Origin of the sequence: Mesorhizobium sp. M0571, from assembly GCF_040320985.1 — a bacterium.
Classification (GTDB): Bacteria; Pseudomonadota; Alphaproteobacteria; order Rhizobiales; family Rhizobiaceae; genus Mesorhizobium.
Window position 1 is genome coordinate 234,848 of record NZ_JAMYQT010000004.1, and the last position, 26,724, is coordinate 261,571.

20 protein-coding genes, 1 pseudogene and 1 riboswitch are annotated in these 26,724 nt (G+C 63.5%); of the genes and pseudogenes, 10 read left to right on the forward strand and 11 right to left on the reverse strand.

Translation table 11 applies throughout. From position 1 onward, the window contains the following. The first annotated feature begins 166 nt into the window (after positions 1–166). Genes NKI85_RS07575 through derI form a run of 3 tightly spaced genes read left to right on the forward strand, consistent with a single transcriptional unit; the run spans position 167 to position 2,232 of the window. Positions 167–991 carry a DeoR/GlpR family DNA-binding transcription regulator gene (locus NKI85_RS07575; protein ID WP_502900642.1) on the forward strand — a complete coding sequence of 275 codons (825 nt, stop codon included), beginning with the start codon at positions 167–169 and terminating at the stop codon, positions 989–991. Positions 992–1,001: 10 nt separating this feature from the next. Next, positions 1,002–1,760 (forward strand): triose-phosphate isomerase, encoded by a 759-nt coding sequence (locus tag NKI85_RS07580; protein ID WP_352529459.1) that lies wholly within the window; start codon positions 1,002–1,004, stop codon positions 1,758–1,760. A gap of 28 nt (positions 1,761–1,788) precedes the next feature. Then, positions 1,789–2,232, forward strand: coding sequence for a D-erythrulose-4-phosphate isomerase (gene derI, locus NKI85_RS07585; protein WP_352529461.1), 444 nt, complete (start codon positions 1,789–1,791; stop codon positions 2,230–2,232). On the opposite strand, the gene dhaL is transcribed toward derI, so the two are convergent. From dhaL to mtnK, 9 genes and pseudogenes are all read right to left on the reverse strand, one after another. Further along, the gene (gene dhaL / locus NKI85_RS07590) at positions 2,229–2,867 is read right to left on the reverse strand and encodes a dihydroxyacetone kinase subunit DhaL (RefSeq protein WP_352529463.1); all 639 of its coding nucleotides are present in this window, start codon (positions 2,865–2,867) and stop codon (positions 2,229–2,231) included. The two genes, derI and dhaL, sit on opposite strands and share 4 nt — an antisense overlap. Before the next feature lie 9 nt (positions 2,868–2,876). After that, positions 2,877–3,884 carry a dihydroxyacetone kinase subunit DhaK gene (locus NKI85_RS07595; protein ID WP_352776485.1) on the reverse strand — a complete coding sequence of 336 codons (1,008 nt, stop codon included), beginning with the start codon at positions 3,882–3,884 and terminating at the stop codon, positions 2,877–2,879. A 69-nt stretch (positions 3,885–3,953) separates the two neighbouring features. After that, positions 3,954–4,427: a 6,7-dimethyl-8-ribityllumazine synthase gene (locus tag NKI85_RS07600; RefSeq protein WP_352529495.1), complete on the reverse strand. Its 474-nt coding sequence runs from the start codon at positions 4,425–4,427 to the stop codon at positions 3,954–3,956. A 77-nt stretch (positions 4,428–4,504) separates the two neighbouring features. Next, positions 4,505–4,651, reverse strand: a riboswitch (FMN riboswitch). A gap of 127 nt (positions 4,652–4,778) precedes the next feature. Beyond that, positions 4,779–7,066, reverse strand: a pseudogene (locus NKI85_RS07605) (molybdopterin cofactor-binding domain-containing protein). Positions 7,067–7,075: 9 nt separating this feature from the next. After that, positions 7,076–8,062 carry an FAD binding domain-containing protein gene (locus NKI85_RS07610; protein ID WP_352529467.1) on the reverse strand — a complete coding sequence of 329 codons (987 nt, stop codon included), beginning with the start codon at positions 8,060–8,062 and terminating at the stop codon, positions 7,076–7,078. 3 nt (positions 8,063–8,065) lie between these two features. Next, a complete protein-coding gene (locus tag NKI85_RS07615; RefSeq protein ID WP_352529469.1) occupies positions 8,066–8,725 on the reverse strand; it encodes a 2Fe-2S iron-sulfur cluster-binding protein in 660 nt (219 codons plus the stop codon). 137 nt (positions 8,726–8,862) lie between these two features. Next, positions 8,863–9,747, reverse strand: a complete 885-nt coding sequence (locus tag NKI85_RS07620) for a helix-turn-helix domain-containing protein (RefSeq protein WP_352529497.1) — start codon at positions 9,745–9,747, stop codon at positions 8,863–8,865. 184 nt (positions 9,748–9,931) lie between these two features. Next, positions 9,932–11,026 carry an S-methyl-5-thioribose-1-phosphate isomerase gene (gene mtnA / locus NKI85_RS07625; RefSeq protein ID WP_352529471.1) on the reverse strand — a complete coding sequence of 365 codons (1,095 nt, stop codon included), beginning with the start codon at positions 11,024–11,026 and terminating at the stop codon, positions 9,932–9,934. After that, positions 11,023–12,294: an S-methyl-5-thioribose kinase gene (gene mtnK / locus NKI85_RS07630; protein ID WP_352529473.1), complete on the reverse strand. Its 1,272-nt coding sequence runs from the start codon at positions 12,292–12,294 to the stop codon at positions 11,023–11,025. The genes mtnA and mtnK overlap by 4 nt, the downstream gene beginning before the upstream one ends. A gap of 135 nt (positions 12,295–12,429) precedes the next feature. On the opposite strand from mtnK, the gene NKI85_RS07635 reads away from it, so the two are divergent. From NKI85_RS07635 to NKI85_RS07645, 3 genes are all read left to right on the forward strand, one after another. Continuing rightward, positions 12,430–13,956 carry a sugar ABC transporter ATP-binding protein gene (locus NKI85_RS07635; protein WP_352529475.1) on the forward strand — a complete coding sequence of 509 codons (1,527 nt, stop codon included), beginning with the start codon at positions 12,430–12,432 and terminating at the stop codon, positions 13,954–13,956. An 82-nt stretch (positions 13,957–14,038) separates the two neighbouring features. Beyond that, positions 14,039–15,034 carry an ABC transporter permease gene (locus tag NKI85_RS07640; RefSeq protein WP_352529477.1) on the forward strand — a complete coding sequence of 332 codons (996 nt, stop codon included), beginning with the start codon at positions 14,039–14,041 and terminating at the stop codon, positions 15,032–15,034. A 46-nt stretch (positions 15,035–15,080) separates the two neighbouring features. After that, positions 15,081–16,136, forward strand: coding sequence for a substrate-binding domain-containing protein (locus NKI85_RS07645; protein ID WP_352529479.1), 1,056 nt, complete (start codon positions 15,081–15,083; stop codon positions 16,134–16,136). Between the two features lie 65 nt (positions 16,137–16,201). On the opposite strand, the gene NKI85_RS07650 is transcribed toward NKI85_RS07645, so the two are convergent. Continuing rightward, on the reverse strand, positions 16,202–18,256 hold the full coding sequence (locus NKI85_RS07650; RefSeq protein WP_352529481.1) for a bifunctional aldolase/short-chain dehydrogenase: 2,055 nt from the start codon (positions 18,254–18,256) through the stop codon (positions 16,202–16,204). Between the two features lie 85 nt (positions 18,257–18,341). Beyond that, positions 18,342–19,307 (reverse strand): sugar-binding transcriptional regulator, encoded by a 966-nt coding sequence (locus tag NKI85_RS07655; protein ID WP_352529483.1) that lies wholly within the window; start codon positions 19,305–19,307, stop codon positions 18,342–18,344. Positions 19,308–19,494: 187 nt separating this feature from the next. Between NKI85_RS07655 and NKI85_RS07660 the strand changes: the two genes are divergently transcribed. The 4 genes from NKI85_RS07660 to NKI85_RS07675 all read left to right on the forward strand — a co-directional run bounded on the left by NKI85_RS07660 (position 19,495) and on the right by NKI85_RS07675 (position 26,597). Further along, positions 19,495–21,135 (forward strand): acyl-CoA synthetase, encoded by a 1,641-nt coding sequence (locus tag NKI85_RS07660; RefSeq protein WP_352776486.1) that lies wholly within the window; start codon positions 19,495–19,497, stop codon positions 21,133–21,135. 289 nt (positions 21,136–21,424) lie between these two features. Beyond that, on the forward strand, positions 21,425–22,033 hold the full coding sequence (locus NKI85_RS07665) for a TetR/AcrR family transcriptional regulator (RefSeq protein ID WP_352529487.1): 609 nt from the start codon (positions 21,425–21,427) through the stop codon (positions 22,031–22,033). Positions 22,034–22,096: 63 nt separating this feature from the next. Continuing rightward, positions 22,097–23,248 carry an efflux RND transporter periplasmic adaptor subunit gene (locus NKI85_RS07670; RefSeq protein ID WP_352529489.1) on the forward strand — a complete coding sequence of 384 codons (1,152 nt, stop codon included), beginning with the start codon at positions 22,097–22,099 and terminating at the stop codon, positions 23,246–23,248. Between the two features lie 208 nt (positions 23,249–23,456). Further along, complete coding sequence (locus NKI85_RS07675) at positions 23,457–26,597, forward strand: efflux RND transporter permease subunit (RefSeq protein WP_352776487.1); 3,141 nt, start codon at positions 23,457–23,459, stop codon at positions 26,595–26,597. Positions 26,598–26,724 lie beyond the last annotated feature (127 nt).

The following is a 26,724-nucleotide window of genomic DNA, read 5'->3' on the forward strand; positions in this document are numbered from 1 at the left end:
TGCGGGCTGTTCGGCTGTTGTCGAGCCCGCTAATGCTTCTGGCCGGATTTCCGCTGCACCGCAACCGCTGGACGCTCGGCCGGCAGCAATTCTTGTTACAGCACGCGACCAGAAGCGTCATGATATCCCATAGAGACATAACATTATCACAAAAAATTTGGTGGCTATGCGACGTTTCCTGTTATATCTTGGAACGTGCGTTCGGGTTGCACGAGAAGCCGCGGAAACGAAGAGCGACGGCCGCCGGCAAGGCATCATGGATTTTCTGATGGACACCGGCACCGCCAGTGTCGACGATCTTGCATCGCGCTTCGGCGTGTCGAAGATGACCGTCCACCGTGACCTCGACGAGCTCGAGGAAAGCGGTTTCCTGCGCAAGGTACGCGGCGGCGCCTCGATCCAGCCGAGCAGCCTTTTCGAGAGCGATTTCCGCTACCGCCAGAGACTGGCTGGCGACGAGAAACAGCGCATCGCCGCCGCCGCCGTGACGATGATCGAACCGGGCCAGACGGTGATCATCGACGACGGCTCGACCGCGGGCGGCGTTGCGCGGCACCTTGCCGATCTGCGTCCGCTGACGGTGATCTCGAACAATCTGGCCGTCATCCAGGAGCTGGCGGGCGTTGCCGGCATCAACCTGATTGCACTCGGCGGCCAATACAGCAAGAAGTTTCACGGCTTCTTCGGCCTGCTCGCTGAAGACACGCTGAAATCATTGCGCGCCGATGTCGCTTTCCTGTCGTCATCGGCCATTCACGGCGCTTCCGCATTTCATCAGGATCAGGAAGTGGTCCAGACCAAACGGCTGATGATGGCCGCTGCGGCGCGCAAATATCTGCTGGTCGATCACGGCAAGTTCGGCCGCACCGCCTTGCATTTCCTGACCGATCTCAAGGCCTTCGACACCGTCTTTACTGGCCGCGAGCCGCAGCCGCAGATGCGCGCGGCGCTGGATGGCGCCGGCGTATCGCTGACAGTGGTCGCAGAGTAGGAGAGTAGGCATGGTTTACTGGGTCGGCACCAGCTGGAAAATGAACAAGACGCTCGCCGAGGCGATGGCTTTCACCAAGGCATTGGCGGAGTTCGTCCCCGGTTTCGACGAGCGCATCCAGCCCTTCGTCGTCCCGCCATTCACGGCGGTCCGCGAGGTCAAGAAGGCGCTGTCGCAGACACGCATCAAGGTCGGCGCCCAGAACATGCACTGGGCCGACGCCGGCGCCTGGACCGGCGAGATCTCGCCGGTAATGCTGAAGGACTGTGGCCTCGACATGGTCGAGCTCGGCCACAGCGAACGGCGCGAGCATTTCGGCGAGACCGACAGGGCTGTCGGGCTGAAGACCGCGGCGGCGGTGAAGCACGGCATGGTGCCGCTGATCTGCGTCGGCGAGACCCTGGCGCAACGCGACAGCGGCCAGGCCGATGCGGCGCTGGCCTTGCAGGTGCACGGCGCGCTGCAATTTCTCGAAGGCGCGGCGAAGGCGGCGACGATCCTGTTTGCCTATGAGCCGGTCTGGGCGATCGGGGACCAGGGCGTTCCGGCAAGCTCGGACTATGCCGGCAGACAGCAGGCGCTGATCAAGAAAATCGCCCGCGACCTGCTGCCGGCCGTGCCGCCGGTGCTCTATGGCGGCAGCGTCAATCCCCAAAATGCCGCCGAACTGATCGGACAGTCTCATATCGACGGCTTGTTCATCGGCCGTTCCGCCTGGCAGGCGGAAGGCTATATCGACATCCTCAAACGCGCCTCAGCGGCGATCTGAACCATCGAACAGGAAAAGGAAACCGAACATGAAAATAGCCATTGGAGCCGATAGCGCCGGCAAGCCGCTGCTCGACGTCATTGCCGCTCACCTCGCCACCAAGCCCGGCCTCACGGTCAGCGATCTCAGCCAGGCGGGCTACTATGCCGACCTGTCGCAGAAGCTCGCCCAGACCATAATCGACGGCGAGAACGATCGCGGCATCCTGTTTTGCGGCACCGGCATCGGCGTATCCATATCCGCCAACAAGGTCCCCGGCATTCGCGCCGCACTGACCCACGACACTTATTCGGCGGAGCGCGCTGCAAAATCCAACAACGCCCAGATCATCACCATGGGCGCCCGCGTCATCGGCCCGGAACTGGCCAAGTCGATCGTCGATGCATGGCTCGCATCGGAATTCGATGAGAAGGGACCGTCGGCCGGTAATGTCCAGGCCATCGACAGGCTCGACGCGGCGAAGCTGAGCTAAACCAGACTTTTCCGCATAGCGCCGATCACAGTCACGGCCGATGCAGCGCCGGGATCCATATGCCCGAGCGACCGCTCGCCGAGGCGCGAAGAGCGGCCCTTGGTGGCTATCATGTCCTTGGTCGCCTCGGCGCCCCGTTCGGCCGCGGCAAGTGCCGCTTCCAGGCTCTCGGACAGGCTCTTGCCGGCTTCCTGCGCGACAACCGCTGCCTGCGCTGCCGGCAGCCAGGCGTCGACCATGGTCTTTTCGCCGAGCTCGGCCTTGCCGCGATCCTGGATGCCTTGTGCCATCGCCCGGAGCATGACGATGACGTCAGCCTCCTCCAGAATTGCCCTACCTTTGACGGCAGCGGCACCGCGTATGAAGGCCGTCGCATAGAGCGGGCCTGACGAGGCGCCGACGGCGTTGAGGAAGGACTTCGCCGCGGTGTTGAGCAACGTTGTAGGCTCGGTCGTCGCGAGGTCGAGCGAGGCCAGCGCATCGCGCACAGCACCGAAGCCGAGCGCCATGGCGATGCCGTGATCGGCGTCGCCGATGACGCCGTCGAGCCGGCAGAGCCTGTCCTTGTCGGCGTCGATCGCCGCGGCGATCGCATCGAACATTCTTTTCAATTTGGCCGTATCGGTGGACGTCATGATGCTCTCTCAGCCGGCGCGGAACATGGCGCAGTCACAGGGATGGTCGAGCATCGCCTGCAATTCACCGTCGAGATGCATCAGCGTCACCGAGGCGCCGGCCATTTCGAGCGAGGTGCAATAATTGCCGACCCAGGTCGCATGGACGGAAATACCGACGTCATCCAGCCTCTGCTTGACGCGTCGGTTCATGATGTAGAGCTCCATCAGCGGCGTTGAGCCGAGCGAATTGACCAGAACGGCGACCTTATCGCCGCGCGCCGGCGCCATCTCGTCGAGGACCTTGTCCAGCATTTCGTCGGTGATCTCGTCGGCCGTTTTCAACTTTCCACGCGCGGTGCCGGGCTCGCCGTGGATGCCCATGCCGATCTCCATCTCGTCCGGGCCGATCTCGAAATTCGGCCGCCGGGTCTGCGGTAGCGAGCAGGGCGACAGCGCCACGCCCATGGTGAAGGTGTGGTCGTTGGTCTTTCGGGCGATGCGTTCGCACTCGTCGAAGGAGAACATCCGGTCACAGGCCGCACCGGCGGCCTTGAAGATGAAGAAATTGCCGGCGACGCCGCGTCGCTTCTGCCTCTGGTCGCGTGGCGCCGAGGCGACGTCGTCGGTGGTCAGCACGGTGCGCACGTCGATGTCGTCCATTGCCGCCATTTCGGCGGCCATGTCGAAATTCATCACGTCGCCGGCATAGTTGCCGTACATGAACAGCACGCCAGCACCGCCGCTGGCCGCCTTGGCGCATTCGAGGATCGGATCCGGCGGCGGCGAGGCGAAGACATTGCCGATCGCGGCGGCGTCGGCCAGCCCCCTGCCGACGAAGCCGAGGAAGGTCGGCTCGTGTCCCGAGCCGCCGCCGATGACGAGACCCACCTTGCCGGGGCGCGGTCCGTCGCGGGCGATGATGGACCGGGGGCTTCCGTCCGCGCTTTTGAGGTGGCGGGGATGCGCGGCCAGAATGCCCTCCAGCATCTCGTCGACAGTGCGGTTGCCGTCATTGATGATCTTCTTGGTTTGCACCGGCATCCTCCCTGGTTTTCGTGAGATACTACAGCGCCTTACCGGGATTTCCATCCGGCGGTGGAGATTTCACGCCGCTATGTGTTCGCGTGCCGCCAACAGTTGTACGCAGGCTCTGGCTGCCTCTTTGCCCTTGATCTTGAAGTGCTCGAAGAAGAAGCGGTGATGGTCCGCGCCGTCATGGTAGTTGTGCGGCGTGAGCACCGCCGAAAGCACCGGTACGCCGGTGGACAGTTGCACGTTCATCATGCCGTCGATGACCGCGCTCGCCACGAATTCATGCCGGTAGATGCCGCCGTTGACGACAAATGCCGCGCCGAGGATCGCTGCATACCGACCGGTCTCGGCAAGCGTCTTTGCATGCAGGGGAATCTCATAGGCGCCCGGCACATCGAAGACATCGACGGCAAAGCGTTTCTCCCCGAGAACCGCCAGCTCCGCCCCGAACGCTTCAACGCATTGGTCAACGATATCGGCGTGCCAGCGCGCGCGAATGACGGCAACGCGGATCGTCTCATAGTCTTTCTGGGAATGCTGATTCATGGGTCCATCCTTCCGTTTCGAACCAGAATCAGGACGCACGATACGAGAATCCGAACCGCGAAAGCGGACCGTTTTCCGTTCGTTCTCTTCCATCCGGACTGTGACCGTCGGCTCCGGAATCGCACCGGATCTGCTGACCCCTCCGGCTAACCGGAAAGCGCTCGCGGGCTTAGGCCGAGACCCTTACCGCCGGTGGGGACTTTCACCCCGCCCTGAGAACATTGACCGCGTTTGTATGGAAGGGCCGGATAGCGCTGTCAACCACCGACGTCGTTCCGGATGGCACAGGAATAGCGATCCGTTCCGACCTGATCACCCTTGAGGGCAAGGAAGGAGCGGGCAACTCCAGCGTCAAATGGCGATCACGGGCAAGGCAGGCAGCACCTTGTCCAAGGTGATTGGAAATTCACGCACTCGCACGCCGGTCGCGTTGTAAATGGCGTTGGCGACAGCAGCCCCCGCACCGCAGACGCCGAGCTCGCCGAGACCCTTCGCGCCAAGTGGATTGGCCTTGTCGTCATGCTCCTCGAGGAAGACGACCTCCATGTCGGGGACGTCGCCATTGACCGGTACATGATACTCGGCAAGATCGTGATTGACGAAATGGCCGTAGCGCGGGTCGAGCACCGTCTGCTCCATCAGCGCCGCCCCGATCCCCCACGTCATGCCGCCGATGATTTGCGAGCGCGCGGTCTTGGCGTTGAGGATACGGCCCGCGCCCATCACAGCAGCATCCGGCGCATGCGGATCTCACCGGTATCGCAATCGACAGCGACCTCGACGAAATGCGCTCCGTAGGAATGCTGCGAATAAGTCTTGTATGACTCGGTGGTGGCGCCCGCAGCCACGGAACCTTCGGCCTCGAACCCGTCGGGAGCGATCCTTCGGATGAGATCGGCCAGGCTTGCCGACCGCTGGCCGGCCCTGACCTCGCTGTCGGCAAAGCTTGCCTCGGTGGCGTTCACGCCACGTAACGGCGAGGCTTCGCTCGACCGCGCCGTCTCCAGGATCCGTTCCTTAAGGGCGTTGCAGGCGTTATGCAGTGCCGAACCCGCGCTCGCCGCGCCCCAGGAACCGCCGGAGCCGGCGGTACGCGGGAAACGGCTGTCGCCGAGTTCCACCTTGACGGACGAGATCGGCACGCCGAGGCTCTCCGCGGCGATCTGGGTCAGGATCGTATAAGTGCCGGTCCCAATATCGGTCATGTCGAGCCGCGCCGTCACCCGACCGCCCCGGTCGATCGCAACCCGCGCCGTCGCCGCGCCGATATAGTTCGGACGGATCGCCGCCGCCATGCCGTAGCCGATGAGCTTCCGGCCCTCTCGGGTTCGGGCCGGTGTCGGGTTTCTCCGCTCCCAACCGAAACGGCGGGCGCCTTCCTCCATGCAGGCGACAAGATTGCGGGTGGAGAACGGCACTCCGCGCTCGGGATCCTGTGCCGGTTCGTTGCGGATCCTGAGTTCGATCGGGTCCAGGCCGAGCCGCTCTGCGAGCTCATCCATGGCGCATTCGAACGCCAGCATGCCGGGCGCTTCGCCGGGCGAGCGCATCCATTCGCCGCGGTTGATATCCAGCGGAACCAGGCGATGACGGGTGACACGGTTCGGCGCCGCATAGAGCGAGCGGGCAAAAACTGCCGTTTGCTCGCAGTACTCCTCGAAGCTGGACGTTGCGGACCAGACATCGTGCGCGATCCCGGTGAGCCGCCCGCCGGTGTCCGCGCCGAGACGTACCTGTTGGATCATCTCTGCGCGATGACCGGCATTGGCGAACATCTGTTGCCGCGTCAGCGCGATCTTCACGGGCCGCTGCAGGATCTGCGCTGCAAGCGCGGCCAGGATCGTATCGGCATGGGCAATCAGCTTGGAGCCGAAGCCTCCGCCGATGAAGGGGCTCACGATGCGCACGCGCTCGGGCGAGATGCGAAGCGTGCTGGCGACCCCCGCCCGGAAGTTCGCGAGAGTCTGCGCCGATGTACGGATCGTCAGTTCGTTGCCTGACCAGGCGGCGAGCGTCGCATGCGGCTCCATCGGATTGTGATGTTCGAAGGGGGTCCGGTAAGTGGCATCGATCTTGACCGGAGCCGCCGCAAAGACGCTCTCGAAGTCGCCGACCACGCTGTCGGTCTCGAAGCCGGCATTGGTCCGCTTTGGTGCGTAGGCGTCGGCCACATGCGCCGGCAAATCGTAGAGGCCCGGCTCCTCGTCGTAGCGTATTCTAATGAGGCCCGCCGCAGCGCGTGCCGCCTCGAACGTCTCCGCAACGACCAGCGCGACGGGCTCGTCGTAATACCGCACCCGCTCGCTGTTGAGCGCGGGGCGGGCGCGTGTGAAGACCTCAGGCACCGTGGGCGTGACCGCTGGGCCGAAATCCGGCTGGGCCGGCGCATTCCGGTGCGTCATGACGAGCAGCACTGCCGGCGCCCGTTCGGCTTCGGCCGTATCGATCTCTGCGATGCGCCCTTTGGCGACGGCGGCGCCGAGAATATAGCCATAGGCTGTACCCTCCAGCGCATTCTCGTAAGCGTAGGTAGCATCGCCGGTCACCTTGAGCGGACCATCGATGCGGTCGATTGGGCGCCCGATTAAGCCATTGCGCGTTTCGGAAGGATGGTTCTCGCTGGTCTTCGTCTCTGTCATGGTGTCACCTCACGCACTCTCGACGGCAGCAGCGAGCGTGTGCCGCATCGTCCGTTTCGCCAGCGGGATCTTGAAATCATTGCCGCCATGCCCGACGGCTCCGGCGAGCGCGGCTTCGGCGGCGTCGGTAAAGGCGCCGTCGGACGCCGCCGCTCCTGCGAGCGCGCGCTCCGCCTCCGTCGCGCGCCATGGCTTCGCTGCCACGCCGCCCATGGCGATCCGAGCGCTTCGGATACGATCGCCGCTTTTCTCGACGATTGCTGCCACCGACACCAGCGCGAAGGCGTAGGAAGCACGGTCGCGCACTTTTCGGTAAACCTGCCGGCCGGGTGGCGGGGGCGGCAGGGACACCGCGGTGATCATCTCGCCGTGGCCGAGCACGGTCTCGACATGTGGCATCGCCTCGGGCAATCGATGGAAATCGCCGATCGGGATCGTGCGGGTCTCGCCGCCGGGCGAGATGGTCTCGATCCTGGCGTCGAGCCCGGACATGGCGACCGCCATATCGGAGGGATGCACAGCGATGCAGGTTTCGCTCGCGCCGAGTACGGCATGCATGCGATTGAAGCCATGAAGCGCCGCGCAGCCCGAACCCGGCTGGCGCTTGTTGCAAGGCATATTGCGGTCGTAAAAGTAGGGGCAGCGCGTGCGCTGCAAGAGATTGCCGCTGGTCGAGGCCTTGTTGCGTATCTGGCCGGACGCTCCCGCCAGCAGCGCTTGCGTGAGCATCGGGTAGCGTGACCTCACCCGCGGATCGGCGGCGAGATCGCTGTTGCGGACCTGGGCGCCGACCCGAAGCCCGCCTTCCACTGTCTCCTCGATCCGATCAAGCGGCAGCCGGCTGATATCGACGAGATGCGCTGGGCGCTCGATCTCGAGCTTCATCAGGTCGAGTAGGTTGGTGCCGCCGCTGATGAACTTGGCGTCCGGCCGGGCCGCAACCGCGGCGGCTGCCTGCTCGGCACTTGCCGCACGTTCATAAGTGAAGGATTGCATTGCTCACGCCTCCTCCGCCGCGTCGCGGATTGCAGCGACAATGTTCGGATAAGCGGCACAACGGCAGATGTTGCCGCTCATCCGCTCGCGGATCTCGGCGTCGGTGAGAGCGACGGAAGCCGCTGCCACGTTGGCACTCGCATGGCTCGGCCAGCCAGCCCTGGCCTCACCCAGCATACCGACCGCGGAGCAGATCTGGCCCGGCGTGCAATAGCCGCACTGGAAACCATCGCGGGCGACGAAGGCGGCCTGGACCGGATGCAGCCGATCACCCTCCGCAAGGCCCTCGACCGTGGTGATCTCGTCGCCTTCATGCATTGCGGCAAGCGTCAGGCAAGAATTGATCCGGCGCCCATCGACGAGCACCGTGCATGCGCCGCACTGACCGTGGTCGCAGCCTTTCTTCGAGCCGGTGAGGCCGAGATGGTTGCGCAGGGCGTCGAGCAGCGTCGTCCGCGGGTCGAGTTCGACGGCAAGATCCTTCGCGTTGATCCGCAGGGACATCGGCATCGTCGGTACCGGCGTGGGCGATGCGGCTGCCGTGACGGTGTCGGCCGGCTCGGCGTCAACCCGTATACCGGTAGCCAGGAGCACGCCGGTCGCCACGCCGCCCTCCAACACCGTTCGACGCGTCGGCCCGCTCCTGTTGTCTGTTTTGGCCATGCGTGATCTCCCAGTCGCAATGACAAGAACGCAAAACGGCAACTTGACCCGATAGCGAACCCTCGGGTTCTGTCACTCATCGACACTGGAGGTGGGTGTGTGTGCGGCGGCTTTCTTTCAAGAAACCGGCGGCAATGTCAGAATTCCGGAGAAGAATTCACCCGATAGGCCCGAGGCGTCATGCCCCTGAGACGCCGGAAGGTCGTGGTAAAGTGGCTCTGGCTTGAAAAGCCGAGGCGAAAGGCAATGGTACCGATCGACAAACCCGTTTCGCGCAGCAGCATCTCCGCTCGCCGCACGCGTTCCTCGATCACATAGGCATAGGGTGCAAGGCCGGTCGTCGCTTTGAAGCGGCGCGCAAAACTGTCGACGGCCATGTCCGCGACGGCTGCCAGCTCGCTTAGCGAAATGTCGGAATTCATATGTGCATCGATGTACTCCCGGACTCGACCAAGCACCCGACGGCTGAGACAGCCGTGACGTAGAGACGGGCGTTGCTCCCGGTTCAGGGTGGCCACGCGGAGGCTGACGAGGGCGACCAGATGCTCGACATAGGCGGTGTCCGGCTTGTGACCGAGTGCCATCTCGTCGCGAAGCGAACTCAAGAGGGTGGCGACGACTGCGTCTTTCTTGTTTACCAGGATCGGCAGGTCTCTCAGGCGTTCGCATTCAGGAAGCCCGATATCGGGATCGATCCACAAGGCTGAGTAGGAGAGGTTTACATCGCGATAGAAGCCCTGCCGCTCCGCGCCTGCGGGGACGAAGGTGAGGGCTCCGGGACGGTCCATTCCGTCGTACAGGGATCTTGCCTCGTGCCGGATCGATGTATGGGACGTTCCGCCTTCTTCGGTCAGCACGATCAGATGATGAGGGGCTGTCCAGCGGAGTTCCGCCTCCCGGCACGCCCACCGCCGATTGTCGAAAACGATCGAGGAGCCGACCCATGACGCGGTTTGCTGGGGCTCCGACTTCTCCTCCTGGCTCCGAACCCGTCCGTCACCAAGCAACGGTCTGAATGACATCGCGGTATCCCGCCGGTTCACTCGCGGAGCCGTGGCCAGCCCCGGCTTGAGCGTTGTGCGCTGCCCCGCCCTACGCATACGGCTCTCCATGTGGGACAGGCAACGTGCGTTTTTAACCGCGCCGTGTTCAAGAAGTCGTGAGATCAGGTAAACCCAGCGCGCCTCCTGACACGTCGAAAGCGGCCTATCCGCGCTCGGGAAACATCGCCTTCAGGCCTTCGCGCGAGGCCGTGGCGACGCCGCGTTCGGTGATCAAGCCGGTGACCAGCCGCGCCGGCGTCACGTCGAAGGCCGGGTTGGCCGCCGGCGTCGCTTCCGGCGACACGCGGACCTGGGCGATCTCGCCGGAAGCGGTCTTGCCCCAGACCAGCGAGACCTCGTCGGGCGAGCGCTGTTCGATCGGGATTTCCGCTAGGCCGTCGCCCACCGTCCAGTCGATCGTCGGCGACGGCAGCGCGACGTAGAACGGCACGTCGTTGTCGGCGGCGGCAAGCGCCTTGAGATAGGTGCCGATCTTGTTGCAGACATCGCCGTCGGCGGTGGTCCTGTCGGTGCCGACGATGACCATGTCGACCTGACCGCGCTGCATCAGATGGCCGCCGGCATTGTCGACGATCAGCGTATGCGGCACGCCGTGGCCGGCCATCTCCCATGCGGTCAATTGGGCACCCTGGTTGCGGGGTCGCGTTTCGTCGACATAGACGTGGACTGGTATGCCGGCTTCCGTCGCCAGATAGATCGGCGCGGTGGCGGTGCCGTAGTCGACGGTGGCCAGCCAGCCGGCGTTGCAGTGGGTCAGGATATTGACCGGCTCGCCCGGCTGCTTGCGCGCCGCGATCGCCTTGATGATTTCGAGCCCATTGGCGCCGATGGCGCGGTTGAGGCCGACATCCTCGTCGGCGATCTCGCCGGCACGCCGATATGCGGCCGCGGCACGTTCTGCCAGGGGAAGCGCCAGCAGGAAGCGCTGCATTTCGTTCAGCGCCCAGCGCAAATTGATCGCGGTCGGGCGCGTTTCGTGCAGGGTTGCCCAGACGGCGTCGAGCGCCGCATCCGAGGGGTCGTCGGCCATCTGCATGGCGACCCCATAGGCGGCGGTGACGCCGATCAGCGGCGCCCCACGCACCCACATGTCGCGGATTGCCGTGGCGATCCCGGCAACGGTATCGATCTTTTCAATACGGAAATCATGCGGCAGCCAGCGCTGGTCGATGATCTCCACCGAACGCCCGTCGTCACTCGGCCAGATGGTGCGGTAGTGGCGCTCGCCGACGTTCAAATTCTGCTCTCCCGTTCGATCAGCGCGGCCAACCGGTTGACCTCGTCGATGCTGTGGATCTGGCGCCGGTTGACGGCGATGTGACGGCCGAATTTCAGCGCCTTTGCCTCACATCTGGCGCGCAGATCCTGATCGGCAATGGTCTCGAAATCGGCATTGTGGGCAAGCCCGAGGATGCGCCGGTGCACCTCGACGCCGGCGAAGCCCAGCAGATCGGTCCAGATAGCATGCAGCATGTGGTCGAGCGCCTGCTCGGCGCCGAGCCTGTCGCCCTGATCCTCGAACAGGCTCTTCTGGTAGAGCATGCCGGTGCGCTCGGTTCGCCACAGATGCGAGAACTCGCTGCGGAACACCGACCATGTCTCTGTCGTGACGTCGAGCAGATAGGCGCGCATGGCATCGCGGCTTCCGTCCTGTTCATGGCCGCGCTGCGAGAAGAACGCCATCCAGAAATTGGCGAGCAGCATGCCGACATCGAAGGCGATCGGGCCGTAGAAGGCGAATTCGGGGTCGATCATCCGCGTTTCCGAGTCGGTGACCATGATCGAGCCGGAATGCAGGTCGCCATGCAGCAGCGTCTCGGCATTGGCCGCGAAGATGTGCTTCATGCGCTGCGCCTCGACCTTGAGATCACGGTCGGCGCGCAATTCGGCGACGATGCCATCGAGCTGCGGGCTGGTATGCCGGTTCATTTTGGCATCGAAATACGGATCCGAGAAAACCAGGTTCTCGGTAATGTCGCAGAGCTCGACATTGTCGGAAAACAGCGCCAGATCGGCCTTGCGGTCCTTGGCCGCCATGCTGAGGTCGGAGCCGCGAAACAGCGTGCGGGCCATGAACAGGCCGATGTCTTTCGCGATATTCGGCAGTTGCCGACCCTCGATCAGCGCCCGCCGCAGGATGATGTGCGGCGACAGATACTCCATGATGATCAGCGCCTGGCCTTCGTCGAAGTGATAGATATCAGGCACCGAACCCGGCGCCCGCGCCTGTTGCCGCGTCAGCGCGTGATATTCGAAGAAGGAGCGCTTCAACGGCAGCGGCCAGCTGTCGCCGACCAGCCGGACATAGGGCAGGGCCTGCTTGACGACCGCCGCACCCGTGGCACCCTCGACAGTGAACACCAGGTTCAGATTGCCGTCGCCGACTTCACGAACCTTCCATTGGCTCGTATCCTTGCCGATCTGCGAACACAGGGCTTCGTTGGCGCCGAGACGGGCCGCCAGGGTCGAGACCGACAGTGCTTCGAACGGCGATTTCCCAGTCATCCTCACCTCCCGCTTGTGTGCTCCGATGATAGCGGAGTCATCGCGGCCGGGCCAAGCTAGGAAGCCCTTTGGCAATTGTCAATCGTGTTGACAATTGCCGATACAGCCCATAGCGTCACCGTCAGGGAGGAACGAATGGGCAATGATGCCGTGTTCCGTGTCGACGGCCTGAGGAAATCCTTCGGCCATATCGAGGTGCTTGGCGGCGTCTCGCTCGAATTGCATGCCGGCGAAGTGACCGTGCTGATGGGCGCCAACGGCGCCGGCAAATCCACCCTCGTCAAGATCATCAGCGGCGTCTACGACCATGGCGGCGGTTCGATGCGCCTCGCCGATCACGACCTTGCGCCCCGGGACTTCGCCCCGAAGACGCCGGCGGAGGCGATCCGCGCTGGTGTCGTCACCGTCCACCAGAACATCAATGACGGTGTCGTCGCCGACCTCGACGTCGCCACCAATCTCACCCTCGACAGGCTGAGCGGCGGCGGCGTGCCGACGCTGTTCAATCCGGGCCGGGTGCGCCGTGAGGCAAAGGCGGTTGCCGACCGCATGGGGCTGGTCATCGACCTCAAAGCCCGGGTCAGCGATCTCTCGCTGGCCGACCGCCAGATGGTGGCGATCGCCCGCGCCATGGCGCACCAGCCGAAAGTGCTGATCCTCGACGAGCCGACCTCCTCGCTGTCCAGTGCCGAAGCCGACCGGCTGTTCGCGTTGCTCGACAGGCTTCGCCAGCAAGGCGTGGCCATTCTCTACATTTCGCACCGTATGTCTGACATCAGGCGGCTTGCCGATCGCATCATTTCGATGCGCGATGGGGTCATCTCAGGCATCTTCGACAAGAAGCCGCTGGATTATGAAGGTGCGGTCAACGCCATGCTCGGCCGCAAGATCCAGCTCGAGCGGATCGTCGCCAGGAATTCGGCAAAGGCAATTTTTGCCGCCGACGGTCTGCGGATTGCTGAAGGCGCCAGGCCGATCTCGCTGACGCTCGGCGGTGGCGAGGTCGTTGCCATCACCGGCCTCGTCGGCGTCGGCAAGACCGCGCTTGCCGAGACGCTATTCGGTTTGCGCAAGCCGCTGTCCGGGACCATGGTGCTGAACGGGAAACCCTATGCTCCGGGGTCGACCGGCGAAGCGATTGCCGCTGGCGTGTTTCTCGTAGCCAAGGACCGGGGCGAAAACGGCATCGTCGGCGACTTCAATATCCAGGAAAATATCAGTCTGCCGTTCCACAGGCGCATGTCGCGTCTCGGGGTTCTCAAGCGCCGCATCGAACGCGCCACTGCCCGCCAGCAGATCCAGGAACTCGGCATCGTCTGCCGCTCGGAGAAGGACGAGATGGCGTCGCTTTCGGGCGGCAATCAGCAGAAGGTGATGGTCGCCCGCTGGATGTCGCAGGCGGCAAGGCTTTTCATCCTCGACGAGCCGTTTCAGGGCGTCGACATTTCGGCCAGGCGCGATATCGCCGCCAAGCTGCGGGCCAGCGCCAACGGCCGCGCCACGCTGCTATTCGTCACCGAACTCGACGAAGCCCTGGAGACGGCCGATCGCATCCTGGTGATGTCAGAGCAGACGATCGTCGGCGAGCATCGCAACACCGATATCGATCTCGAGCGCCTGCTGGCCGAAGTGGCTGGCGGGCCATTGCACAGCGCGGCCTGAGGGCCGGCAGACGAGACAAATGGAATGGAGAGGGCATGAGTTCAGGTTGGGTGAAGACGGTGCCAGCGTGCGGGAGCGCTGAATGATCCTGCGCGACCGTGCCATCCGCTACGGCTTCATCATCCTTTTGTTCGGGTTGATCGCCTATTTCGCCGTCGCCGCCGATGGCTTCGTCTCGCCGCAAAGCGCCGTCTTCATCTTTCAGTCGGTCGCCATCACCGGCGTGCTGGCGCTCGGCGTCACCGCCACACTGGTCGTCGGCGGCTTCGACCTGTCGATCGGCTCGGTCGCCACCAGCGCCATGATGGCGGCTGCCTATGTCATGGTGGTGCTGGAGCAGAATGCCGTCGTCGCGGTCGTCGTCTGTCTTGTGATCGGCGCCGTCGTCGGCCTCATCAACGGTTGGCTGATCGTCTATATGCGGGTGCCGGACCTTCTGGCGACGCTCGGCATGATGTTCCTGCTTGTCGGCCTGCAACGCATTCCTACCGAAGGCCGTTCGATCGCCACCGGCATGACGATGCCCGATGGCTCGGTCGCCAACGGCAGTTTCGGCGCCGCCTTTCTGGCGCTTGGCCGCCATCGCTTCGATTTTTTCATCCCGAACCTCATTCCGGTGTCGGTCGTCGTCCTGCTCGTGCTGGCGGTGCTGATCTGGTTCTTTCTCGAATACACGCGTTTCGGGCGCATGATGTATGCGGTCGGCAGCAACGAACGCGCTGCCGAACTCGCTGGCGCGCCTGTCAAGGCATACAAAATCTGGGCCTACGTTATATCAGGAGTTTTTGCCTCGATCGGCGGCATTTTGCTCGCCGCCCGGCTTGGACGCGGCGACATCGCCTCGGGTAATAATCTGCTGCTCGACGCAGTGGCTGCGGCACTCATCGGTTACGCGGTTCTCGGCGCCGCCAAGCCGAACGCCTTCGGCACGGCCGTCGGCGCGGTGTTTGTCGGTGTGCTGCTGCAGGGCCTGACGATGATGAACGCGCCTTACTACACGCAGGATTTCGTCAAGGGCGTGGTTCTCGTGGTCGCCCTTGTCTTCACCTTCGCCCTTTCCGGCAGGGGCAGGAGATAGGTTTCGACCGGGTCACATTTTGGGTTCAACAAGTGGAGGAAACGACGTGAACATCACAAGAAGACTTTTGGGGAAGGCAGCGCTCGGGTTTGCCGGCGCAACATTGCTGATGCAGTTGCCGGCGATGGCGCAGGACAGGCCGGCCCCGTTCGACAAGCCGGGTGCCGTCAAGATAGCACTGGTCCGCTATCTCTCGACCGGCGACTTCTTCCAGGCTTATCTGTCCGGCGTCGAGGCGCAGGCCAAGGCACTCGGCGTCGACCTGCGCGTGCTCGACAGCCGTCAGGACGCAGCCCTTCAGGCTGACATGGTCGACCAAGCCATCGCGCTCGGCGTCCAGGGCATCATCATCCAGCACGGACTGACGGAATCGATGAAGGACGCCGCCCAGCGCGCCGTCGACGCCGGCATCAAGGTCGTCGCCTTCGATGTCAATGTCGAAAACCCCAAAATCCCGCAGATCGAACAGTCCGACCGCGATCTTGCGCGCCTGGCGCTCGAACAGGCGGTCAAGGACAATGGCGAGAGCTGGAAGGCCGGCTATGTTTATGTCGCCGGCATCGCCCCGCTCGACCGCCGCAACGAGACCTGGGTTGAATTCAAAAAGAAGTATGCCGGCATTAACGAAGCCGCCATGTTCGGCACGCTCGACAATCCGATCGCCAATTCGGTCGCCAACCAGGCTCGCTCGGTGTTGTCGGCTCATCCCGACATCAAGGTGATGTTCGCGCCTTATGACGAATTCGCCAAGGGCGTGAAGATCGCCGTCGACGAGGCCGGACTGAACAAGGACGTCAAGATCTATTCGGCCGACATTTCGACCTCGGACATCGCCGCGATGCGCGAGCCCGACAGCGCCTGGGCCGCAACCGCCGCCACCAATCCGGCCGTTGTCGGCCAGGTCTCGGTGCGTGCGCTGGCGCAGCTTTTGGCCGGCGAAGACCCCGGCCACAACGTCATCGTGCCGCCGACGCTAATCACCCAAAAGGACCTCCTCGACAAGGACATCAAGAACATGGAAGACCTCTCGGCCAAGCTGCCGCAATTCGCCCATGCCGATGTCGCGATGCCGGCCTGGATGCCGAACCCGAACGCCAAGTAGTCTTCCACTATCGGCAAAGAAAAGAGCGGCTCGCGGGCCGCTCTTTTTTGTTGGTGAGATTTGGCTTACCTCAACGCCGCGGCAATATTCCCGCCATCCACCGTCGTCACGTCTGCGGTCGTCCGCTCGGCCAGCGCCTGATGCAGGAAGGCCTGGGCGACGTCTTCGGCCGTCACTTCCTGCCCAAGCAGGTTGCCCGACATGTACTCCTTCTCCGATACGCCGCGCGCGCCCGAGCGGCTGGCGATCATGGCGTCGGTCAGCAACCCCGAACGGATGCGGTCGGCGTTGACGGCATTGGAGCGGATGCCATGCGCGCCGTAGTCGAGTGCATATTGCCTGGACAGGAACAGCGTCGCCGCTTTGGGAATGCCGTAAGCGCCGAACTTCGGCCCCGGATTGACCGCCTGCTTCGAGGTGTTGAACAAAAGCACGCCGCCGGTGCCCTGTTCAAGCATGATGCGCACGGCATTCTGCGCCGCCGACTGGTGGGCGAAGAAATTGAGTTCGAAGCTCTTGCGCAAAGTGGCGTCGTCGAGCTCGCCGATCCGGCCCTCCCAGGCAGCACCGGCATTGGAGACGAGAATGTCGAGGCCGCCGAAGACGGCGACCGCGTTGTCGAACGCAGCGCGCATCTGCGCCGGATCGGTGATGTCGGCGCCAATGCCGATCGAATTGTTGCCGGCTTTTTTTGCCGCCTCGGCAGCTCTTGACGCGTCGAGATCGACGACCACCGCATGGGCACCGTTGTCGGCGAACAGCTTTGCGGTGGCGGCGCCGATCGCGCCGGCGCCGCCGGTGACCAGCATAATCTGGCCGGTTAGCGGCTTCGGCTTGTTGGAGGCGAGCTTGGCCTGTTCCAGCGACCAGTATTCGAGCGGGAACAGCTCCTTTTTCGACAATGGCCGGAAATCGCCGATGGCTTCGGCGCCGCGCACCGCCTCGATCCACATTTCACCGACGTCGGAGGCGATCTTCGCGTCCTTGAGCGTGCGGCCGTGGCCGAACATGCCGAGGCCCGGCACCAGCGTCAGCCGCGGCATCTGGTCGAGCATGGTGCGCTTCACATCGTCGAGCGCGTCGTTGGTTTCGAAATAGGCGCGATAGTCCTTGGCGAATTTCTCGACATGCTGGCGGATGACGGATTTGTAGTCGCCGATCTTGTCCGCGTCGGGCGCCGGCAGTGCCATCGGTCCGGTCTTGATGCGGATCGACAGGTCGGGTGTCGAGACGCCGCGTCCGGCCAAGTCGGCAATCCTCGCCGAATTGATGAAATCGACGATCGCGTCCGAGGTGCGGAAATCGCTGATCATGCGGTCGAAGCGGCCTTCGCCGCGCGCCACCGCCACCGCGCCGCGCAGCACGGGCGCAATCTCCGCCGGCTTGGCCAGCCTGGCAGGCAAGGCCGACTTGTCGACAGGCGGCTTGCCGTTCCTGGCAATGTAGTCCTCGGCGACGGTCACATAGTGGATCATGCGGTCGTACGCTTGCTTGGCATCGTCGCCGAAGGTGAAAATGCCGTGCTTGTCGAGGATCAGGCCTTCGACCGTCGGATCGGCGTCGAAGATGTCGGCAGCCGCCTTGGCCAGATCGAAACCCGGCATGATGTAGGGCACGAACCCCATCTTTTCGCCGAACACCTTCCGGCTCAGCGGCTCGCTGTCGTCCTGGTCGACGATGGCCAGGATTGCGGTCGAATGCGTGTGGTCGACGAATTTGTGCGGCAGGAAGGCGTGCAGCAGCGTCTCGACGGACGGATTGGGCGAGGATGGATCGATGAGGTTCGCCCGTTGCAGCGCGACCATGTCCTCGTCGGGGAGTTTTTGCAGCGACCGCGCCTTCAACAGCGCGCCGAGCTTGACCGCCGGCAGGCCTTGCGGCTCGATGACGCCCATGTCCCAGCCGCTGCCCTTGACGCAGAGCACGTCCCATTCGTCGCCGACAAGATCGGTGGCCTTGGTCTTGCACGAGGTGTTGCCGCCCCCATGCAGGACGAGCCGCGGCTCGCCGCCCAGAAGCCTGGTCGTGTAGACGCGCAGCGCCAGGTCTCGGGACACACCCTTCTTTGCATAGTCGGCGACCAGTTTCTCCGCGTCGCCGTCATTCCACAGGTTCTTCATATCAACTTCGTCCGATTTCTCGTTTGTTGTGAACAGGAATGCCGCGACGCCTTGATGACAAAGCGCCGGCGGCTGGAACTGGGTATCAGGCGACCTTTTCTGCTGTTGCTCCAGCGTAGTCGAGCAGCCGCCGTGCCATGCGCGCGCCGACAACGAGATGGGTGCAGAACCCGCCGGCGATCGCCGCGATGAGCGGTTCGAACTTGCTGTCCTCCTGCACCACCACAAGGCGCTTTTCGATCCTGCGCAGCGATGACAGCTCTGCCGAAATCACCCGGCGGTTGTAGCTGCAGTCGAGCGCCTTGCCTTCGGCATCGATGATCTGTCCGGCGATGACGCCGGCCGCACCCGCCTTGCGCAATGCAGCCATTTCGCTTGGCGTCAGCGCGCCGCATTTGACCAAATGGCTGTCGGTATCCACCGAGCCGACCGAGTACAGCGCCAGGCCGCAGTCACCGATGCCCGACAATTGCTCGCGGATCACCGGCTCGGCGCGCAGGCCGCGTGCCAGTTCTTCCGTCGTCAGCACCAGCGGCGCGTATAAATTCAGCCCCTTGGCATTGAGCCGGCGCGCGATTTCCATGGTGCATTGGTCGGGCCGGTACGAATAGGGGGCTCCCAGATTGCCGCAGAGCTGCACCACCGTGACGTCCTGCAGGTCGGCATAGGACATGATGTCGGCGATCGTATAGACGGTCCGTCCCCAGGCGACGCCGATACGGTCGCCCTTCTTGACCAGCTCGAGAAAGACGCTTGCCGCCAGCACAGCAATGTCGGTCGACGGGTCGGCGACATAGCCGTTTTCCGGCGCGATCCAGACGGCGTCGAGCTGCAGCGCGTCTTCCAGCTTGCGCGCCAGGACGTCGTCGGTGAAAAGCTGGGTCGAGGTCGAGATGTTGACGATGCCGGTCTCGCGCGCCTTGCGCAGATACATCGCCACCGAGGCACGGGAAATCTTCAGCTGGCTGGCCACTTGGTCCTGGCGCAGGCCGTGTGCATAGTAAAGCCAGGCGGCCTTGTGGATAAGCTGTTCTGCCGGTCGGATCGCCATGCCATCTCCTCGCTGACATTATTCACGGCTCTCGACAAAAGTCAAATTGAGCGAAGGCATACGATGCTCTTTCGCCCGCCGAATCTAGACCATCCTGCGCCAAACGCGGTCTATGATGGCATCGTTGGTGGTGACGGGCCGGAAGGCCGCGGTTAGAAGTTCTGGACGAACACTGGCGGAGGACGGGATGGGCAATCCCTACGAACAGGATCTCGACAGGAATCCGGCCAACCACCAGCCGCTGACGCCGCTGACCTATTTTGAGCGGGCGGCAAAAACCTTTCCCGACCAGACCGCCATCATCCATGGCCGCCAGCGCACAACCTATCACGATTTCTGGAAACGCTCGCTGAGGCTTGCCTCGGCGCTGGCGAAGCGCGGCATCGGCAAGGGCGATACCGTCACCGTCATGCTGTCCAACACACCGCCGATGCTGGAAGCGCATTTCGGCGTACCGATGACCAAGGCCGTGCTGCACTCGCTCAACACCCGCCTCGATGCCGCGGTCATCGCCTTCCAGCTCGACCATGCCGAAGCCAAGGTGCTGTTCGTCGATCGCGAATTCACCGGCGTGGTTCGGCAAGCGCTGGCGCTGGCCAAGGTCAAGCCGCTGGTGATCGACTATGACGATCCCGATTACGCCGCCGACGCGCCCTATCCCAAGGGCGAGCGGATCGGCACGCTCGACTACGAGGCGTTTCTCGCCGACGGCGATGAGGATTTCGCCTGGTCGATGCCGGACGACGAATGGGATGCCATCTCGCTCAACTACACCTCCGGCACGACAGGCAATCCGAAGGGCGTCGTCTGCCACCATCGCGGCGCGGCACTCATGGCCTATGCCAACACCATCCATGCCGGCATGGGCAAGCACCCGGTCTATCTGTGGACGCTGCCGATGTTCCACTGCAACGGCTGGTGCTTTCCCTGGACGCTTGCCGTGCAGGCCGGCACCCATGTCTGCCTGCGCTGGGTGCGGCCAAAGCCGATCTACGATGCCATCGCCGATCACGGCGTCACCCATCTCTGCGGTGCACCCATCGTCATGTCGGTGCTGATCAACGCCAGGGACGAGGACAAGCGGCAGTTCCCGCAGACCGTCACCTTCAACACCGCCGCGGCGCCGCCGCCTGAGGCGGTGCTGTCGGGCATGGCCGATGCGGGCTTTGCCGTCACCCATCTCTACGGCCTGACCGAAACCTATGGCCCGGCCGTCGTCAACGAATGGCACGGCGAGTGGGACCGGCTGGCGAAGGGGCCGAGGGCAGCGAAGAAGGCCAGGCAAGGCGTGCGCTATGCCGCGCTCGAAGGCCTGACCGTGATGGACCCGCAGACCATGCAAGAGACGCCGGCCGACGGCGAGACGATTGGCGAGGTGATGTTCCGCGGCAACATCGTCATGAAGGGCTATTTGAAGAACCGCAAAGCGAGCGACGAGGCCTTTGCCGGTGGCTGGTTCCATTCGGGCGACCTCGGCGTCATGCATCCGGACGGCTACATCCAGCTCAAGGATCGCTCCAAGGACATCATCATCTCCGGCGGCGAGAACATCTCCTCGATCGAAGTCGAGGAGGCGCTCTACAAACATCCTGCCGTCGCCTCCTGTGGCGTTGTCGCCAGATCCGACGACAAATGGGGCGAGGTGCCGGTTGCCTATGTCGAGCTGAAGCCGGGCAAGGCGGCGACCGAGGCCGAGGTCATCGAGCACTGCCGCGCGCTGCTCGCCCGCTTCAAGGTGCCGAAAGCGGTGATCTTTGCCGAGATCCCGAAGACTTCGACGGGCAAGATCCAGAAGTTCCGGCTGCGAGAAATGGCGAAACAGCCTTAGTGCATGACCCCAAGTCGGAACCGATTTCGGAAAATCATACGCAAAATCAAACTGCTACCGCGTCCTTTGCGTCAATAAGACGCGGGGCTGTAGACGCGCGCGGGCGGGTTTACCACATGGCTTGGAGGACCTCTCGAGAGCCCGCTTCACAGGCGGACTCACCTAAGACGATGTCAGCATCTGTCATCAATTGAGCCAGCCGGCCAACATCGCGCCTTGACAGGTGACGGTTTTCAATTTACGAGTGACGAAATTCTAAATTCGTCAGTCGTAAATTTTGGCCAATGAGATGCTTGAAACCCTAGACACCACCGCCGACTCCGCCCGCCAGGAAAATGTGACCCGCATCCTGGATTGCGCGGAGCGATTGTTCCGCCACTACGGCTACGGCAAGACCAACGTCGCCGACATAGCGCGCGAACTCGGCATGTCGACCGCCAACATCTATCGCTTCTTCGCCTCCAAGGTCGAAATCCACCAGGCGGTTTGCGGCCGCATGCTCGCCACCTGCTACCGGCTGACCTACGAGGCCTGCCATGGTTCCGGCACCGCCAGCGAGAAGCTCCGCCGCTACGTGCACACGCATTATCAGTGGACGCTCGAGACCATGATCGACCAGGAGAAGGTGCACGAGATGGTCATCGTCGCCATCGAGCGCGACTGGCATGTCATCGAAAAGCACATCGACAGCATCCACGAATTGGTCGCGGAAGTGATCCGCGAGGGCATCGCCGCCGGCGAGTTCGTCGATCAGGATCCGGTAGTCGCTTCCCGGTGTTTCGGTGCTGCTATTATCAGCCTCTGTCATCCACAGATGATGGCTCAGTGCCTCGCCAAGAAGAACCGGGCGACGCCGGACGAGCTGACCGAGTTTGCAATCAGAGCCTTGAAGAAATGACCGTTGCCGCCCGTGGGGCGGCGATGTCGGCAATTCATCTCCACAGTTCGGGAGTACGAAAAAGTGTCTTTGTCCAAGTCCATCACCAACAGGCGAACGGCCCCCGGCCTGGCATTGATTGTCGTTGCCGCTCTCGGCCTCGTCGGCTGCTCGCAGGAGAAAGCCGAGGTCAAGGAGATCATCCGCCCGGTCAAGGTGGTCGAGATCGCCAAGGCGAGCGATACCCGTCAGCTTTCCTATTCCGGATCGGTGCGCGCCCGCACCGAGATGAATCTCGGCTTTCGCATCAACGGCAAGATCACCGAGCGCCTTGTCGACATCGGTGACCGCGTCAAGCCGGGCGACGTTCTCGCCCGCATCGATCCCACCGACTATGAGCTTTCGGTGAGAAGCGCTCAGGCCAGCCTCGATGCTGCCGACCGTCAGGTCGAGACAGTCGAGCTTACGCGCAAGCGCGCCGAACAGCTCTACGCGAAGAATTTCGCGCCGAAGTCGCAGCTCGAGCAGGCGACGCTCAGCTACAATCAGGCGGTCGCCACGCGAGACTCCGCCCGCTCGCAGCTTGCGCAGGCACAGAACCAGGTCCGCTATACCGATCTCAAGGCGGACAAGAACGGGATCGTCACTGCCGTTGCCGCCGATGTCGGCCAGGTGGTCGGCTCCGGCACGCCGGTGGTGACCGTTGCCATCGACGGCGAGAAGGAAGTCCTGATCGCTGTTCCGGAAACCGATATCGCCGAATTCAAGCCGGGCAAGACCGTCAAGGCCGGCTTCTGGTCCGACGAGGCGCTGACGCTCGAAGGCAAGGTCCGCGAAGTCGCCGGCAGCGCCGATCCGCAGTCGCGCACCTTTGCCGTTCGCGTCAGCCTGCCCAACGATCCGCGCGTGCTGCTTGGCATGACCGCCTCCATCGAAGCTGCGGCGGGCAACCGGCAGCAGCTGGTGTCGATCCCGCTGAGCGCGTTGGCGCAAAAGGACAGCCAATCGATCGTCTGGACCGTCGACCGCAATGGCGGAACGGTCCATGCGCATCCGGTCAAGGTCGCCGCCTTCACGCCCGACGGCGTCAGTGTCGCCGATGGGCTGAAGCCGGGCGACGTCGTGGTGGCCGCCGGCACGCAGTTCATGACCGAGAATCTGAAAGTCAAGCTGACCGGCGATGCAGCGCAGCAGTCGGCATCGGCCGATGACGACGCCGCAAGGCGCTTGCGCTGACGGCCAGGCAATTCACGGTTTCCGGGCGGCAGGCGCCCCCGATTTTCGAGATCTCAGGTCGATGTAACCCCCACGTCGATCCTCGCGTCCCACCGCGATGTAGATCTTTCAACTCGGAAAGCCTCGCCGCCCGGAAGCTCACATCGGAAGTTCCTTGGGCATGCGAAAGCGCGTGCTCTGTTGATCAAATTGAAACGGACTGACGCCGATGACCACCAACACCAATGAAAAGCGGTCTTTCAATCTTTCGCGCTGGGCAATCGGCCATCCGAGCATTGCCCGCTTCCTGTTCGGGCTTATCATCGTCGCCGGTGCGCTCGGCCTGATGCGCATGGGCCAGAAGGAAGACCCCGATTTCACCTTCCGCGTCATGGTCGTCCAGGCGATCTGGCCAGGCTCCTCGATTAAGGAGATGGAGGACCAGGTCGTCAATAAGATCGAGCGCAAGCTGCAGGAAACGCCGCATCTCGATTTCGTCCGCTCCTATACCCGCGCCGGCAGCGCCATCATCACCTTGCAGGTCAAGGGCGACACCAACCCGGCGCAGGTTGCGGATGCGTTCTATCAGGTGCGCAAGAAGGTCGGCGATATCTCGAACGAGCTGCCGCAGGGGCTGCTCGGGCCCTACTTCAACGACGAATTTGGCGACACATTCATCACGCTGCATTCGATCAGCGGCGACGGCTACAGCTATCCCGAGCTGAAGAAATTCGCCATCCAGGCGCGCGACATGCTGCTGACGACGCCCGGCGTCGAGAAAGCCGTGATCATCGGCGACCAGCCGGAAAAGCTCTACATCGACGTTTCGTCCAAGGTACTTGCCGAACGCGGCCTGACGCTGACCGACCTGCAGAATGCGATCAGGGGCCAGAACAATGTCGATCCGGCAGGTTCGGTCGACACCGGCCAGCGTTCGGTGCGCATCTCGGTCGAAGGCGACGTGGCCAAGGCGGCCGACATCCGCGAGCTTCGCCTGCGCGCCGGCAACCAGGTGACGCGCCTCGGCGACATCGCCACCGTGACCTCCGGCCTCGAGGACCCGTACCAGCGCAAATACCGCTTCAACGGCCACGACAGCGTCCAGCTCGGCGTCGTCATGGCCAAGGGCTTCAACGTCACCGATATCGGCAAGGACGTCGAAGCGACCTACAAGCGCTTCGAGGAGGCGCTGCCCTATGGCGTTTCGGTGGACCAGGTTTCCGACCAGCCGGAAGTCGTCAAGGATGCGGTGGCCGAGTTCATGGAAGCGCTCGGTGAAGCGCTGCTGATCGTGCTTGTCGTCTCGTTCCTGTCGATCGGCTGGCGTTCGGGTCTGGTGATCGCGATCGTCATTCCGCTGGTCCTGGCCGCCACCTTCGCCATCATGTACGAGCTCGGCATCGACCTGCAGCGCATCTCGCTCGGCGCGCTGATCATCGCCCTTGGCCTCTTGGTCGACGACGCGATGATCGTCGTCGAAATGATGGAGCGAAAGCTCGAGGAAGGCTTGGTCAAGGTCGAGGCGGCGAGCTTCGCCTACTCCTCGACCGCCTTCCCGATGCTGACCGGCACGCTGATCACCACAGCCGGCTTCATCCCCGTCGGCTTCGCCGCCTCGACGGCCGGCGAATATGTGCGCACCCTGTTCTACGTCGTCGGCATCGCGCTGGTCGTGTCCTGGTTCGCGGCGGTCTATTTCACGCCATGGCTCGGCCACATGATCCTGAAGCAGCGCAAGCACGCCGGCAACCATCACGATGTCTTCGACACCGGCTTCTACCGCCGGCTTCGCTCGACCGTGGCATGGGCGGTGCGCCATCGCATCATCGTGCTGGTGATGACGCTGATGACCTTTGCCACCAGCCTGTGGGCGTTCCAGTTCATCCCGCAGAATTTCTTCCCACAATCGTCGCGCCCGGAAATCCTTGTTGACCTCTGGCTGCCTGAAGGCACCAGCATCAAGGAAGTCGAGACGCAGGCCAAGGCGCTCGAAGCCAGGATGATGGACGACAAGGACAAGCGCTTCATCGCCACCTATATCGGCGAAGGCGCACCGCGTTTCTTCCTGCCGCTCGACCAGCAGCTTCGCAACCCGAACTTCGCCCAGCTTCTGGTGATGGCCAATGACGAACCGGCCCGCGAGCGGCTGATCGTCAAGCTGCGCACCATCCTGGCCGAGGATTTCCCGTCGATCCGCGCCAAGGTCGATCGCCTGTTCCTCGGTCCGCCGACCGGCTGGCCGGTGCAGATGCGCGTCATGGGTCCGGATCGCCAGGAGGTGCGCCGCATCGCCGACGAGGTAAAGGCGAAGTTCCAGGCAAATCCGCTGCTCGGCGCCATCCACGACGACTGGCTGGAGCCGGTGCCGGCGATGAAGCTGGTGATCGACCAGGATCGCGCCCGTGCGCTCGGCGTCACCTCGCAGCGCATCCGCCAGATGCTGCAGGCGACCATGGCCGGCGCGCCGCTGGATGACTTCCGCGACGGCGAGGAGACGGTTTCGATCGTTGCCCGTGAACCGGAGGCAAACCGGCATCTGCTGTCCGCGGTGGATTCCGTCTATATCCCGACCGAATTCGGCGGCTTCGTGCCACTGTCGCAGGTGGCCAAGATCGTCCCGGTGCTGGAGCAAGGCGTCGAATGGCGGCGCGACCGCTTGCCGACCATCAGCGTACGCGCCACGCTGCCGGACGGCGTGCAGCCGAACGATGTCGCCATGAAAATGTACAGCGAGATGCAGGGCCTGCGCGACGGCCTCGCACCCGGCTACAAGATTGAGATCCAGGGCGGCGCCGAGGATGCGGCCGAAAGCCAGGCCTCGATTGCGGCGAAAGCGCCAATCATGCTTGCGGTCATCGTCGTGCTGCTGATGATCCAGCTGCAGCATTTCGGCAAGGCGATGCTGGTGCTGGCGACCGGTCCGCTCGGCATCATCGGGGCGGCGGCAGCACTTTTGATCAGCGGCGCGCCGTTCGGCTTCGTCGCCATCCTCGGTGTCATCGCTCTGCTCGGCATCATCATGCGAAACTCGATCATCCTGGTCGATCAGATCGACCAGGACATCGCCGCCGGCGTGGAGCGCTCCGAGGCCATCATCGGCTCGGCCGTTCGCCGGTTCCGGCCGATCGTGCTGACGGCGCTGACCGCGGTGCTGGCGCTGATCCCGATCTCGCGCGGCGTCTTCTGGGGGCCGCTCGCCTATGCCATGATGGGTGGCATCCTCGTCGCCACGGTGCTGACCATTCTTGTCCTGCCGGCAGCCTACGCGCTGTTCTTCGGCAGGGAGCCAAAGAAGGTCGGGGCAACGGAGGAGGCGGCCACGACGGCAGAAGAAAGCGAAAGGCCGCAACTGGCCCTGGCGGCCGAATAGCGGTCGAGGCAATCGCGCAGGTTGGCGCCGCCCCTCATCTGCCTGCCGGCATCTTCTCCCCGTATAGTGACGGGGAGAAGGGACTAGCCGCACCTCGGCGCGCTTTTTTGCAGCGCTGGATATTGGC